Below are 16,250 nucleotides of genomic sequence, written 5' to 3'. Positions count from 1 at the left end.
ATTTTATAGCACAAAATAAAATAAGTTAAGTGGGAACACCCACCTAACTTACAGTATTTATAGAATATTTTATAAAAGTAGTTTAAACCTATAAAATCTAAAGTATCTTTATAGTAGTTAATTTACGGCTCCGTACTTTTCAACGGTTTCTTGAACGAATGATTTAACATTATCAATCTTCTTAGTACGTACAAGCAATCCACCAGACACGCCTTCTTCAACTAAATTATTATCTAGCTGTCCGCTATACTCATATTCATTGACAAGTTTCTTCAATAAGTCAATTGGATATGTTTGGTCTTTCGCGAAATCTTGTAATTCGCCCTCTTTAACTTCCTCTTCAAATTCATAATACGCATCGTCAATTGCTGTACCTTCTTCAAGATGTGGAATCACACTATCCAAGAATTCACGAATTAAGTCTGCCTTCAGTCTTAATTTATCATCGTCTGCTTGTTCGAGTAATTTACGAATTTGATGACGTGCTTTCTCAGTTTGTTCTTTATCGGTTAAATCAATTTGGTTCAATAAATCTAAAATATATTGAACGTTAATCAAATCGTTTCTTAATATCTCGACCTCGAAATCAATATCATCTAGAACTGAGACTTTCTCTATCGCTCTTTTATCTTTCTTACGAACTTCATCATATAAATTGAGATATTTACCTTTGAAATCTTCAAATGTTTGTCCTGCAATACCTATCTTATCTTTATCAAATTTAAATTCATCAAACGTTTTAAGCATTTGCATTAAACGTGCTAAATCACGGAAGATTAATACGAACGCTTTAATATCATCTTCACGCTCTAGTCGGTCTACTTTCTCAGGTGTGTCTGCAATTTTGTATAAATCTATTAATCGCTTCCTAAATTCAATCAAATATTCATCAAATGATGCACTTAGCACTGTATCGATATCATTTGTTTGAGAGAATAACTCAATTGCTTTATCCGTATTTTCTTTCAAATTACGGTAACATACGATATTACCATAAGGTTTCGTATCTTCTTCCACACGATTCGTACGTGAATATGCCTGAATCAACGTATGATATTGTAGATTTCTATCGACGTATAAGGTATTTAACTTTTTACTATCGAAACCTGTTAAGAACATATCTACGACGATTAAGATATCTAATCGTTCACTTGGAATGCCATTCTTTACACGTTGAGACACATCGTTAAAGAATCCATCAAATGTGTCTGTAGAATAGTTCTTATTAAACATCTCGTTATAATCTTCGATAACTGTTTCTAACTCTTCACGTGAATGCTTGAGATTTTCATTTTTATGAATGTCTTCATTAGGGTTATAAGTAAAGATGGTAGAGACATTAAGATCGTGGAGACCCGCTTCTCTCATCTCTTTAAAGACTTTATAATATTTGATCGCCATTGGTATGCTTTGAACAGTAAAGATAGACGTGTATTTCTGATTACGCGTCTTCTTATGATGGTTCGTCACAAGATGTTGGGCTACTTTCTTAAGACGGTCGTCAGCCATCCAGATCTCATTCTCGTCTATCTTAGTCACATATTCTTCATCAATATTGTCCTTTAATGTGTCGAACGTATTGAGATATTCGACTGAAAATCCGAGTACGTTGCCATCACGTATCGCATCTTTAATTAGGTAAGTATGAAGACATTTACCGAAGATATCCGCTGTTGCACGACCATCTTGACTTGCATTCTCTTCGAAACGTGGTGTACCCGTGAAACCAAAGTATTGCGCATTCTTGAAGTTTTGCTTAATGACACGATGCATTTCACCGAATTGTGTACGATGACATTCATCTATAATGAAGACTACTTTATCTTCTTTATATCGTTGAATGGCTTTATGTCCTGTTTTGATCGCATTCGCCATCTTTTGTATTGTCGTAACGATAAGATTCTGAGTAGGGTCTTCTAATTGTTGTAGTAATTTACGTGTATTGTCGGTAAGGTCGACGGAGTCATTTTCAAATTTATTGAATTCGGCGAGCGTTTGACTATCAAGGTCCTTACGGTCGACTAGGAAGATGACTTTGTTGATATTAGGCTCTCTAGAGAGGATTTGACTGGTCTTGAATGACGTCAACGTCTTACCGCTTCCCGTAGTATGCCAAATATAGCCATTGTTATTCGTTTCTGTCGCACGTTTGATGAGCGCTTCAACCGCGTACACTTGATACGGTCTCAGTGCCATAAGGATCTTGTCTGTTTCATTGATAATCATGTAACGACTAATCATCTTTGCTACTTTGCATGGACTGAGGAAGTCTTGGATAAAGTCTTTGAGCACATTGATGCGTTGATTGTTCTTATCGCTCCAATAGAACATAAAGCTCTTGAAAATCTTTTGATCGCTGTTCGCGTAGTAGCGTGTTTCCATCTTATTACTAATAACGAAGAGCTGAATGAATCTAAACAAACCTCTATAATTCTGCTTACGGTAACGTTCGATTTGGTTGAATGCTTGAGAGATTGCGATACCGCTTCGCTTCAATTCGATTTGAACGAGTGGCAGACCGTTGATAAGAATGGTTACGTCGTAGCGACTCTTATATTGATCTTCAACAGTGACTTGGTTCGTCACCTGGAATTTATTCTTACACCACTTGTGCGTATCCATGAAGCTAAGATAGACTTTCGTTTCATCATCGCGTTCAAGGACATACTTATCCCTTAATATCATTGCACTTTCAAAGACACTTTTATCGCTAATGTCTATCATAATTCTGCGAAATTCAGCATCTGTTAATGGTTCGCCATTAAGTTTATCTTTGTTACGTTCGTTAAGTATTGCGCGGAAATTATCTACGAGTTGTGCGTGATCTCGCAGTTGAACTCTTTCATATCCTTGGCTTACTAATTGTTGAATTACATCTTCTTCTAAGGCATATTCGCTTTGATACCCCATACCATCACCCAATAAAAATAATTTAATTAAAATATATCATATTTGTTGACGTCAATATATAGTGGGAAATAAAAAATGCACATGCAAAAGTTATTAATACAATAGCTTTTACATGCACATATTAATTTGAATTAATGATTGATAGGAGTGGTTGTTGAATCATCTGTTCTAACAATATTTTATATTTAAGACATTAAAAAAGAAGGGGTCTCCCCCTTCCTTTTATCTTGTAATTCTCTATTGTTCGTATTTGTAGTATAGATTTTGTTGGTCGTTAAAGTGTGATTCGTTGTCTTTATAACAACAAGCTATTGTATGTCGTTTCCATTTTATAGTTAAGTAACTTGCGAGTAGTTCAAAAAATCTCGTCTTTACTATTAACTAGATTATGCTGCTTTTTTATAATTGTTGTTACCATCATGAGATTTTTCAAGGTTTGTATTTTTTTCATTTATTTGTATGCTTGGTATATTTTGTTTTAAGAAGTTTTGAACATCTTCATTAATGAATACTGCACTATTATGTTTGTGTTCTACACCACCATAATGTATACCAATCACTTCGTTGTTTTCATTAAATACTGGAGAACCTGAATTTCCTCCATAAGTACTTAAATCATATGTCATTTGGTTACCGTTAATTGATAAGATTTTACCTTTACTTTCCCACATTGTCGCTAAAGGTTTATCTCCTGGATATCCAGTCACTGTGATATCTTGGTCAGTTTGAGTATTTGAGTTACTACTAATTTTAGCTGGAGTTACAACGTCTCCTATTTTTTTATTATCTTCATTTGGGTGTACTTTTAAAATTGATAAATCGCCATTTCCTGGGTATTTTTTAATTTCTTGTCCTTTGAATTCACCGTTAGGCATCTCATTTTCACTTTTAGAAGATGGGGCAACACCGAGATTATCTGGGTTATTATGTGCGGCATCAACAATATGTTTATTTGTTAAAATTTCGTTTTCACCAACGACAATACCAGAACCTGAGGCCACGAGGTCACCATTGTCATTATAAATTTTCACAAATGAAACTGGGGCATAATGTCCTTCTTGCGTATTTGAGATTTGATGTCGATTGTTGTTCGGGAGGATAACACTTGGAAATTTTCGGGATCCGAGAGGCTTAACTTTCTTATTGGCTTTACCATTTTCGTTTGTAACCTTTTTGTGACTTGCTTGATGCATTGAATCAGCTTGTGGCGTACTTTTTTCGCTTGCCTGAGAGATATTTAATAAGACCGTGGTTGCTAAAATTGCAATTGTTATAAAACCTATAGATAAAAAAATTTTTCTCATTTTAAAACCTCCAATAGTTTTTTATCACGTGATAAATTTTTAATATATTTATAGGTTACAATTTATTTATAACTCAACAATGTGCATTTTTGTGTAATATTGCCTAATCGTTGGAAAAATTGCCTAACTGTTGAAAAACCTATATTATACTTATCTGAATTTTTGTTTTATTGTTAATATAACAATAGTTAAAATGATGGATAAATATTTATTCACTTAAGTTTCCAGTAGTTCGCTTTTTTATATTTTTCTCAATGAGATTAAGTTAAATATTATTATTTTTTTATCATTAAAAAGTTTACTATTTCTCTTCTCTAAATATCTTACTCATTTTCTATTCACCAAATGTGCACTTGCCTATCCTGATGTTAGGGAGTACACTTTATTAGTAAAGTAAGCGTTTTCCTATTAAACTTTTGGAGAAGTGAGATGAACAATGATAAATAGACATATAAAACTAATTCAACTCTTATTGAACAACGCTCAAACATACATTAGTGGGAATGAAGTCTCCAATTATTTAAACGTTTCCAATCGGACTGTGAGAAATGATATTAAAGTGATTAATGCTACCTTTATTGATGAAGTCATTGTGAGTGTTAAGTCGAGGGGATATCATTTAAATCTAAATCAGTACTCCGTTTCTTATATTGAGGATCAACTGAATGATTGGATTTTCAAAGAGAGAAAGTTGTTAATTACGATAGCTTATAAATTATTGATGGACGACCATACGTATACACTAAACGAACTGGCATCACAGTTTCATTTATCTAAGAATGATGTGCTTGATTGTGTGACACGTTTACAGCATTGGTGTGAGAAATTCGATGTCACGATGGTCATCAAAAGGAAACAAGGTATTATGATTGACGCAAGTGCTTCAAACTTAAGTAATGCCATTCTTCATCTTAATCAACTTACCTCTAATGAAATTAAAGTAGAAGATTTAATCTTACAAGAATTGCCCCATGCACATATTCAACGCATTCATCATATTATTAAACAACATATCCAAGAAGCCGATCTACAAACTTCAGATAATCAAGTGCGTCAGTTACTTGTGCATTTAATCTTAATTATTAAAAGGTCGTCATCCGAAGAAGTAGAATGGGAAGCTCATCCCGACTCTTTAGATATTGCTCGACGATGTATTGCTGATATTAATCAACAACTTGGATATCAACTCACTGATGAAACAAGTCATTTATTTTCATTTTTCATTAGCTACCATTTCAATCAGTTTGACTTGAGTTTTCAACGACTTTTTATTCAAGGATATATTCAGAGATTAATCCAATTGATGGAAGATACTGTAGATATTCCATTTTCTAAAGATGCCACTTTAAAAGAAAATATTTATATGCACTTTAGTCGTACGTATATACGGTTAATGCGTAATGTTTATTTAAATAATCCGCTGACATCTGAGATTAAACAGTTGTATCCATTTATTTTTAATACGCTTTATAATGCGATTGCTCAATTATCGAAAGATACTGATATACAACTCAGTGAAGATGAAATTGCCTTTTTGACGATTCATTTTCAATCTTCCATTGAACGGCAAATGCAATCTACAATGAACGTCGTCATCGTGTGTTACTATGGCTTAGGTGTATCAACCCTATTAGCTGAAAGAATTAAGAAGTTGAGTCAGTCGATTTCAATCGTCGATACGCTCAAACTTGAAGATGTAGAACACTATGATTTCAGCCAAATTGACGTACTCATTACAACGCATGATATCGACTTGTCGAATAATGATTTAAATGCTTTACCGAAAATTGTTAAAGTTTCCCCTTTATTTTCAAAAGATGATGAAAGAACAGTGGAACATCTCATTCAATCCTATAGAAATCCTACATTACAAAGAGACGCCTTATCGCCGATACAATTTGTGGTTGAATCTGATATTGAACATACTGGTTCCGCCGTTGCGTTATCTATCTTTAAAAGAGCGCAAACGATCTTAGATGAACATCAAGCGACTTTAGATGGCTATATCGAATCCGCGATGGAACGCGAGAGACAATCTTCAACCTATATTGGAAACGCGATCGCTATCCCCCACGGTAACCCGGAAAAGGTTCTAAAGTCACATGTGATTATATTTAAAACGATCGATCCTATCCCATGGAAGCAACATAATGTGAAATTAGTCTTCTTCCTGGCGATTGCGAAAAAAGATGCACAGATGATGAAGAAAATCATTCAATCGATTGCTCAACTTGATGAACATACGGTCGATCAATGGTGTATGTTAGATGAGGTTGCTTTGAAGAATAAGTTAATCGCACAAATTAGAGAATAATTGCCACTAATAACGGCAATTATTCTTTTTTATATAGCATTGAATACGCTTACACTTTAATAAAGGAGAGTGAAAGCTATGAAAATACTTGCTATAACATCGTGCCCGAATGGCATCGCTCATACATATATGGCTCAAGAGAAATTAGAACAAGCTGCTAAAGAAATGGGCGTAGACATCAAAGTCGAAACACAAGGCGGTGTAGGTGCAGAAAACATTTTAACTGCTAAAGAAATTAAAGAAGCAGACGGCATTATCATCGCAGCAGATCGACAAGTTGATTTATCTCGATTTAAAGGAAAACGTTTAATCAACGAAAATGTTCGCGAAGGTATCCATCACCCTAAAGAATTAATTCAACGTATCATTGATCAAGATGCACGGATCTATCATGGATCTGACTCAGACGCGTATGCTCAGTCAAATGATGCTGAGGACGACGAACATAAAAGCGGAATGCAAATGATTTATCAACACTTAATGAATGGTGTGTCTTTCATGGTTCCATTCATTGTTGTTGGTGGATTACTCATGGCTATCGCCTTAACTATTGGCGGTGAAACAAGTCCAAAAGGTTTAGTCATTCCAGAACATTCATTCTGGAAATCTATTGAAAGTATCGGTAGTTTATCTTTTAAATTCATGGTACCTATTCTAGCTGGTTACATTGCCGTTAGTATCGCTGATAAACCCGGCCTTGTTCCAGGTATGATTGGTGGTGCAATTGCGGCTGACGGTAGTTTATACGGTAGTACTGCAGGCGCTGGCTTCTTAGGTGGTATTGTCGCTGGTTTCCTTGCTGGTTATATCGCTAAATGGATTAAACAAATTAAAGTTCCTAAAGCGATGGCACCAATTATGCCGATTATCATTATCCCTATCATTTCCTCGTTAATTGTAGGTTTAATATTCATCTTTGTTATTGGTGCGCCGATTTCAAGTATTTTCGCTGCTCTGACGACATGGTTAAAAGGGATGCAAGGTGCCAACATTATTATTCTTGCTTTAATTATTGGTGCAATGATTGCCTTCGATATGGGTGGCCCTATTAATAAAGTAGCCTTTCTATTTGGTTCCGCACTCATTGCTGAAGGAAATTATGCAGTAATGGGAATGGTTGCTGTCGCAGTGTGTACGCCTCCAATTGGTTTAGGTTTAGCAACATTTATCCAAAAACGTAAATTCAATAAGTCTGAACGAGAAATGGGTAAAGCCTCATTTACAATGGGACTCTTTGGTATTACTGAAGGTGCCATACCTTTCGCTGCTCAAGACCCACTTAGAACGATTCCGGCTAATATGATTGGTGCGATGGTGGCTTCTGTTATTGCGGCACTCGGTGGCGTAGGCGATAGAGTTGCTCACGGTGGCCCTGTTGTGGCAGTACTTGGTGGTATTGATAAGGTGCTGTGGTTCTTTATTGCTGTCATTATTGGTAGTTTAGTCACAACATTAGCGGTTTTAATTTTCAAGAGACATTCACCTGCAAATGACGTGAATACGTTAGCGACTGACACTGGCTTGGAAAATGATGAACCAACAGCAAACGATAGTTCTTCACAAAATAGTGTAGCTACTTCAGCGCAACAAGATGCATCAACAGCGAAGCATACTGAAGATCATGTATTTAGCGAAGATATTATCGATATTTCAAAATCTGAACTCACTCGAGATGAGGCAATAGATACACTTCTTTCAAAATTAAATGAACATCATTATATCTCTGACGTAGAAACAGTCAAAGACGCGATTCTTAAACGAGAAGCAGAGTCAACAACAGCTATCGGAATGAACGTAGCAATTCCTCACGCGAAATCAAATGCGGTGAAACAACCTGTAGTAGCAGTTATGAGTAATAGAAAAGGTATTCAATGGGAAAGTCTCGATGGTTCATTACCACAATTGGTATTCCTCATCGCTGTTCCAAATGACAGTAACGATACACATTTAAGACTATTACAACGTTTATCAAAATCACTCATGCATGACGATACAAGAGACAGACTCGTACACGCTCAAGATAAAAGTGAAATCTACAATATTTTAAAAGGGATATAAAGGAGTGTAAGACATGGTATTGTTTCTCGAACCTGTATTTCAAGAAAGAATTTGGGGTGGCTCAGCTTTAACACAGTTCGGATATGATATTCCAAGTGATTCAACAGGAGAATGTTGGGCTATTTCAGCTCATAAAAATGGCCCTAACGTCATCTTAAACGGCAAACATCAAGGTAAAACACTAGACCAAGTATGGGATGAGGATAGAGCGTTATTTGGGAATGATGCTAGAACGCACTTCCCGCTTCTAACTAAAATTTTAGATGCACATGATCAACTTTCTGTCCAAGTGCATCCTAACGATGACTATGCTCTTCATCATGAAGGCGAATACGGTAAAACAGAATGTTGGTACATTTTAGATGCAGAACCTGGAGCTGAAATTATTTATGGTGTAGATGCTGATTCACAAGCAGAGCTTCATCAATTGATTGATAACAAAGACTTTGATCATTTATTTAAACATGTACCTGTTCATCCTGGTGAATTCTATTATGTTCCTGCTGGTACTGTTCATGCCATCGGTTCAGGCATTCTTATTTTAGAAACGCAACAATCCTCAGATACAACCTATCGTATTTATGATTATGATAGAAAGGATAGTCATGGACATACGCGTGAATTACATTTGGAACAGAGTAAAGATGTTATTGATATTTCAAATCGACAACCTAACACGTCTCCTCTTACCAAAGAGATAGATGGTAACACGTACACGCAATTTGTTGCGAATGAATTCTTCACTGTTGAAAAGTGGACGATTAATCATCAGATGCAATGGGATAAACCACATGCCTATTGTTTAGTTTCAGTGATTGATGGCGAAGGCAAAATCTTAATCGATGATAAAACTTACGACATTAAAAAAGGCATGCATTTCATTCTTACATCAGAAGATCAAACAATCACATTTGAAGGAAACATCGAGCTCATCATCAGCCATCCTTAAAGTATGCTTCCCCTCAGCTACAGTTATAGTTGGGAGAACTATAGATAAAGACTGAATTTTAGTGGACAAACTAAGTATTGATGGCGACACGCCTGCAGGAATAGCATGCGTCTTGAGACTACTTGTAGAGTTAATTGATTTTTAAAAGACAGGCTACGCAGTAGCTGATTGATATTGAGCTCATAAAATGGCTCAACATCTAATCATCCTTGCGGGGGTGATAATACGAATTCTTAAATTCTAGAATTCTGTATCACTCCCAAGCCATGCCCGCGGCAAGGGAGCTAATCAATACGAAGTGAAGTATTGATAAAAATAAAAATAATTATTTAAAAATCCCCTCGAATTGAACAATACAATTCGAGGGGATTTCGCATGTCTTATTCAGTTACTTTACTTTCTGCTGCCCGTTTAGCAATTTTACGCATAAGTGGATCCATCACAGGTTTCATACAAACACCAAAGATAATAAATCCTAAACCAAATAACGTTAATACCACAACTTTAGTAATTAAAATTTCTGGTACTATGCCACCAACTGTTTCACGTAATGCATCAATCGCATAGGTGAACGGTAAATATGGTGAAATCGTTTGGAAGAATTGAGGTGCTGTTTGAATTGGGAATGTTCCTCCCCCACCTGCAATTTGTAATACTAACAAGATAATTGCAACGGCTTTACCCGGATTTCCTAACATTGATACACATGTATATATAATCGAGTTAAATACTAGTGAACTAAACACAGCAATGGATACGAATAATACTGGCGATTCTACTGCTGCTTTTAAAATGACTAAGTCACCAATTGATACAATCAGTGCTTGAATCACACCTAACATGAAGAAGAATCCTGCTTTACCGAGATATATTTGTCTCTTCGTCAATATAGGTCGTAAATGTTCATGCTTGTTGTCGACACTTAGTAAGCTTACCATCAATAATCCGCCTACCCAGATTGACAATGCTGTATAGAACGGTGTCATACCTGAACCGTAGTCTTTAACTGGGAAGACATCTGTTGTTTTCTTATTGATAGGGTTAGCGATGGTATCGGCTTGTTTTTTTAAGTCATTCTTTAAGGTATCAATCAATTTATCTACTGCGTCATCTTTATCTAGCTTCTTGAATACTTTGTCTGCTTTTTTCAAGTCCTTTTCAACATCGGGCAGTTTATTCTCCGCGAAGTTTGCTAGAGAAGCTAAACCTTCTTTCGCACGAGGTTGATTCTCATTTAATAAATTAACGGCGTTGTCATAACGGTTGAATAACGCTGGTAAGTTTTGGTTAACAGATTGCGTCACATTCGCCAATTCTTGTTCTAATTGTGGTAAATCATTACGAACGAAATCAGCGGCTTGCGCGACATCTTTCTTCACTGTTGGGAAATAATCTTGAGCTGTTCGCATTGCGTTAATATATGTTTGTTCGATGCCTGGTAACGCACTTTGAATCGTGTCAATTCGTTCTTTCCCTTTACTTAAGATGTCTTGACCTGCATTGATAACTTGGTTAATTGTATTAAGTTTTGATTGGATGGTTGATAACGTATTTTGACCTTTATTCAATTGGTCTGTAATTTCGTTGGACACAGATAATAACTTTTGATTGAGTTCCTTTTTAATATATGAGCGGAACGAATCGAGATTGCTATTTAATTTCGGTAAACTACGTAACACTTTGACCGCTTCTGATTGACCTGAACTTCCATTTGATAGTGCGTCAATCAGTTGATTTGTTTTGCGCAGGCTATCATTAATTTGATTATTCGCTTGCTTAATTTGTTTAATTTCTTTTGATAAATCTACATGTTCACTTTTTTCTATTTCTGAGAGGATATCTATCATTTGTTGATTATATTTTGTGGCATTTTCCAAACGAGATTTAACATTATCCAATGGCTCTTTAAACTGTGTCGGTTTATCTGACGCGGTAATACCATAGGCTATATTCTTCAATGCTTTAATATCTTGTTGTGTTGCCTGAGCTTGTTTATCAGTCTGATTTGATAACGATAATAGAGATTCTGTGAGTGCTGTGTTCATAGACTTAACGTCATTGTCCGATAGTACAGTGTCACCTTTAGGCGAAGCATCTCCGTTTGTACTCACTTGACTTGTATGCATATTTGAGTAACTTCTACCTGCATCTTTATGTGTCTGATTGGTACTTTGTTGCGCTGTAGATTGTTGATTTCTTAAATCATTGTTAACTGCCCCATTCACATCTTGTGCTCTACCGGCAGCATCTTGATAGTCTTTAACACGTTGCTTCGCTTGCGTGAGATAACCTTGGGCATCTGTCAATTGATCATTTGCCGCATCAATGCCTTGACTTGCAATATTAACGCCTTTATTTATCTTAGGAAATTGGTTAGGCACGTCATTAGCTGCTACATTGAGAAGACGTTCGATATTTGGCATGTAATCATTTAGTGCTAAGATTAATTTCGCTCTTTCGTTGAGCGCTGGCACTGCTGCATTTACTGCATTTAATTTATCTTGGGCATCAGTAATATTGTCTTTATACTTACCTAAATCTCTAAATTTATTGGCATAATTATCTAGCTCGTCTTGATGATTATTAAGATAAATTACTTTATCTGCAAATTCATTAATCTTTGGTAAAGCATTGTTGGCTTGATAAACTGCATTTTTAATCTTATTTATAGTCGGAACGTTATCTTCTAATGTCAGTCCAACTTTATTTGCTTCACTTAACAGGGCTTGCGTCACAGTTTTATTAAATTGTTCATTAGCCTTTTCAACAACAAGTGATGATCCCGTATCGGTAAGTTTAGCTGCTACGGCATTTATTTTTTGGTTCACTTTGAAGTTGACGTCTGCTTTTTGAGGATGCTTTCTTAGTGTGCCAGTGATTTCATGTGTGAATTTGCTTGGTATGTATATTCCAGCATAGTATTTACCCATTTTAATTTCATGATCCGCTTTCTCTCGACTGACGAATTGCCAATCAAAGCTGTCATTTTTCTTTAACGATTTCACCATTGAATCGCCAACATTAATTTTTTTACCTCTGATTTTATCCCCACTGTCCTCATTGACTACCGCTACTTTGATATGTCCGGTATTGCCATATGGGTCCCACATCGCCCATAAGTTGAACCACGCGTAGAATGAAGGAAGAATAGCTAAACCTATCAAGATAATCCATACTCCTGGTGTTTTTGCTACCCTTTTCAAATCTGTGATAAAGAGTTTTAGTGCGTTCTTCATAGTCACTCTCCTATTAAGAAGATCTTTTATATTGATTGTTTCTATATTGATTATTTTCGTAAGGCTTATGTTCTATTCTCTTAAAAATGCCCCATTACATTAGATAATTAACATCACACTAACATTATTTTATAACATCTTTGAGAAATTAATTTATTTTTATAAGGAAGGTTTGTATAATAAATGTATTAAGGCGCATTACGTTTCGTTGATACATGTCAACAATATAAGTCATAAGTTAGATTATACCAAATTCTCAATTATTATCACACCTAAATCAAAAATTTTAGAGGGAGAAAGAATGAGATGTCTAAAAACAAATTATTAATTTATTTACTGTCCACGACCTTGATTATGCCTACATTTACAACGCAGACAGCCATTGCAAAAGATGACTCAGATGCCACACGTTCAAAGTCGAATGTGACGCAACATCATACACAGTCAAATGAAGATAAAACAACTGACACGGCTAAGAATAAACAAGACGATAAGCGTAATACCTCATCTTCAAAGAAACAAGATAAAAAAGATAATTCTAAAAATGATAAGTCTTCAACATCTTCTCAATCACATCAAACTACAACGGCAGTAACTGATAAAAATAAACGTGACCATACAAATTTAGTCGATTCATTTTATAATAATATTTCGCAAAGCCAATCTAAAATGTCGAACCTTTTGAAAAGTGATAAATATGATCAAAACTTTAGTTTAACAACGTTAATCCAGAATCTATTTAACTTTGACTCTGATATTTCAAATTATGAACAACCGGACACACAATCAAATCATTCAACGACAACGTCGCAAAACGATTCCAATAGCAATGCTTCCTCTACTTCTAACGACACATCAGTACCGAAACAAAATACAACATCTAACGGAACGACTGAAGAAAAGCCATCATCACAATCTAAAACTCAGACGCAACATAATAGCAATTCAGCCTCAAATGTAGAATCAGATGATTCAAAAGTAAGCGATGCATTATCACAATGGGAAAAAGAAGATGGTAAAAAGGACACTTCTTCTCAACAAAGACATTCAAATAAAGATACATCACAACAATCACCAACTCAGTCGCAACATCAAAATTCAAAACAAACTCAACCATCTCAATCTGAAGGACAGAACAAAGGTTCAAGTATGTCCGACTCAGCATTGGATGCTATTCTAGACGAATATAGTGAAGATGCAAAGAAAACTCAGTCAAACTATAAACAAAATAAAGGTGCGAGCCATAAAGCATCGACGAACTCTAAATCATCTCATAATGAGAATCCACAATTACCTACAAATGATGAGTTAAAACACAAATCTAAGCCTGTTCAATCATTTGAGGACAATGTAAAACAAAATAATACGCGTTCTACAAGTTTATTCCAACAAATTCCTCAATTAGAAGATGGTCAAGTTGAGGAAGATAATTTCAATGTGGTAGACAGTCAAGATACACGTCAATTTATTAAATCTATAGCTAAACATGCGCATAGAATTGGTCAAAAAGAAAATATCTATGCTTCAGTTATGATGGCACAAGCGATTTTAGAATCTGACTCTGGTAAAAGTACTTTAGCACAATCACCAAACTTTAATTTATTCGGTGTCAAAGGGAATTATAATGGACAATCGGTTAACTTTAATACGTTAGAAGCTGGTACTGATAATCAGATGTTTAATATAAATGCAGGATTCCGTAAATACCCTAATTTGAAATCTTCACTTCAAGATTATGCTGATTTAATTAAGCATGGTATTGATGGTAATCCAGATATTTATAAGCCAACATGGAAAGATGAAGCATTAACGTATAAGGATGCGACTTCACATTTATCACATTCTTATGCGACCGATCCTGATTATGCTAAGAAGTTAAATAGCATCATTAAGCATTACAATTTAACTGAATTTGATAAAAAACGTATGCCAAATCTTAAGAAATATACTAAGTCAATTGGTACGGATACATCTGGAAGTGACTTCAAACCTTTCGTAGAGAGTAGTAAGGCTTCCCCTTATCCTCAAGGACAATGTACTTGGTATGTTTACAATCGTATGCAACAATATGATGCTTCACTTGATGGCAATTTAGGTGATGCACACAATTGGAATAATCGTGCTGAAAGCGAAGGCTATTCTGTTACACATTCACCTAAAAATCATACCGCTGTTGTCTTCGAAGCTGGTCAACTTGGCGCAGACACACAATATGGTCATGTCGCTTTCGTTGAAAAGGTAAACGATGACGGTTCTATCGTTATTTCAGAATCTAATGTTAAAGGTCTAGGTGTCATTTCTTACAGAACTATTGATGCTACTGACGCTGCAGACTTAGATTATATTCAAGGAAAATAATGTATGAGAAAGGTTGAATCGGGACATTAAGCTCTCGAGTTAGTACAAAAAGGCAATTTCTATTGAATGATTATAGAAATTGCCTTTTTCATTAGTTAAAGGTAAACAAAATCAATTGAGTAAAGTGGGTAAAATCAATGATAGAACATTTAAAAAAGAAAAATAGAAAAACACTAAAAACCTTAGGAAATATTTGGCTTAATGCTAATTTAGATACACATACCTTCATTGATAGTTTTTATTGGATAGACAACTATAGTAACGTCCTCACTTATTTAAAAGACTCAGATATATATGTGTATAAGAATAATAATCAAATTGTCGCATTTTGTGGATTACGAAATAATTATATCGCTGGATTATTTGTTAAAGAAGAATATAGAGACAAAGGAATCGGACATGCTCTCATGAAACATTTGCAGTCTGAATACAATGAACTTACATTAAAAGTATTTGCTCAAAATACAAGAGCTGTTCGTTTCTATAAACGGTTAGACTTTGTAACCATTGATTCAAGTATTGATAAAACAAATCATACAGAGCTATTAATGGAATGGAAAAAATAAGTAATTGAAATATAAGATTCACTGCAGTTTAAGATGCAAAATAGGATAATTTCTTCCTTGTGCATCTTTTGGAGATTCTCCATACTTTTTAAACCCATTTTTAATATAAAATGCTACAGCGTTAGGGTTATCTTTATTCACATCTACATATTGAACTTTATGTTCTCTGATTAAAGTTTGAAGTATTTCCGTTCCGTAACCTTTTCTAAAATATTGGGGATCTAAAAATAACATTTCTAAGTTAGACTCATTAGTTCCGGAAAATCCAACCGCTTCTTCACCTTCAAACCATAAGTGACTTTCAACATATTGAAAATAAGTAGGTATTTCAGTTTTAAGTTGTAATCTATCATCCTCTTTTAAAAAATTATGTGTAGCAATGACTGAGCGTTCCCAAATGTCTAATGCTTTGGGATAGTCTTTTTCTTGAAGTTTAATTTTAGATAAGGTCATACATCCTCTCCCTTTCATTTATAAAATATACAAAACGTGAGGACGGTAGAATTCATTGTCTCAACTTTCTTAAACATATTGGCAGTAGATGTCTGAATTGAA

General features: G+C 35.0%; 9 protein-coding genes. 5 read left to right on the top strand and 4 right to left on the bottom strand.

The window, feature by feature from the left end; genetic code table 11:
* Positions 1–117: 117 nt before the first annotated feature.
* Both HMPREF2580_RS11695 and HMPREF2580_RS11690 read right to left on the bottom strand, forming a co-directional pair.
* Positions 118–2,910: a type I restriction endonuclease subunit R gene (locus HMPREF2580_RS11695; protein ID WP_070833336.1), complete on the bottom strand. Its 2,793-nt coding sequence runs from the start codon at positions 2,908–2,910 to the stop codon at positions 118–120.
* 386 nt (positions 2,911–3,296) lie between these two features.
* The gene (locus tag HMPREF2580_RS11690) at positions 3,297–4,214 is read right to left on the bottom strand and encodes a trypsin-like serine peptidase (protein WP_070833333.1); all 918 of its coding nucleotides are present in this window, start codon (positions 4,212–4,214) and stop codon (positions 3,297–3,299) included.
* A 436-nt stretch (positions 4,215–4,650) separates the two neighbouring features.
* Between HMPREF2580_RS11690 and HMPREF2580_RS11685 the strand changes: the two genes are divergently transcribed.
* From HMPREF2580_RS11685 to manA, 3 genes are all read left to right on the top strand, one after another.
* Positions 4,651–6,528, top strand: coding sequence for a BglG family transcription antiterminator (locus HMPREF2580_RS11685; RefSeq protein ID WP_070833331.1), 1,878 nt, complete (start codon positions 4,651–4,653; stop codon positions 6,526–6,528).
* A 78-nt stretch (positions 6,529–6,606) separates the two neighbouring features.
* Positions 6,607–8,586 carry a PTS fructose transporter subunit IIABC gene (locus tag HMPREF2580_RS11680; RefSeq protein ID WP_070833328.1) on the top strand — a complete coding sequence of 660 codons (1,980 nt, stop codon included), beginning with the start codon at positions 6,607–6,609 and terminating at the stop codon, positions 8,584–8,586.
* A gap of 13 nt (positions 8,587–8,599) precedes the next feature.
* A complete protein-coding gene (manA, locus tag HMPREF2580_RS11675) occupies positions 8,600–9,535 on the top strand; it encodes a mannose-6-phosphate isomerase, class I (protein WP_070833325.1) in 936 nt (311 codons plus the stop codon).
* A gap of 380 nt (positions 9,536–9,915) precedes the next feature.
* Here manA and HMPREF2580_RS11670 read toward each other — a convergent pair whose 3' ends face one another.
* Positions 9,916–12,771 (bottom strand): YhgE/Pip domain-containing protein, encoded by a 2,856-nt coding sequence (locus tag HMPREF2580_RS11670; RefSeq protein WP_070833322.1) that lies wholly within the window; start codon positions 12,769–12,771, stop codon positions 9,916–9,918.
* Between the two features lie 306 nt (positions 12,772–13,077).
* On the opposite strand from HMPREF2580_RS11670, the gene HMPREF2580_RS11665 reads away from it, so the two are divergent.
* The gene (locus HMPREF2580_RS11665; RefSeq protein WP_070833319.1) at positions 13,078–15,129 is read left to right on the top strand and encodes an amidase domain-containing protein; all 2,052 of its coding nucleotides are present in this window, start codon (positions 13,078–13,080) and stop codon (positions 15,127–15,129) included.
* 137 nt (positions 15,130–15,266) lie between these two features.
* Complete coding sequence (locus tag HMPREF2580_RS11660) at positions 15,267–15,695, top strand: GNAT family N-acetyltransferase (RefSeq protein ID WP_070833316.1); 429 nt, start codon at positions 15,267–15,269, stop codon at positions 15,693–15,695.
* 18 nt (positions 15,696–15,713) lie between these two features.
* Here HMPREF2580_RS11660 and HMPREF2580_RS11655 read toward each other — a convergent pair whose 3' ends face one another.
* Positions 15,714–16,148, bottom strand: coding sequence for a GNAT family N-acetyltransferase (locus HMPREF2580_RS11655; protein ID WP_070833313.1), 435 nt, complete (start codon positions 16,146–16,148; stop codon positions 15,714–15,716).
* Positions 16,149–16,250 lie beyond the last annotated feature (102 nt).

Origin of the sequence: Staphylococcus sp. HMSC036D05 (genome assembly GCF_001836225.1) — a bacterium.
Classification (GTDB): domain Bacteria; phylum Bacillota; class Bacilli; order Staphylococcales; family Staphylococcaceae; genus Staphylococcus; species Staphylococcus caprae.
This window is presented reverse-complemented; position numbering and strand designations above follow the sequence as displayed.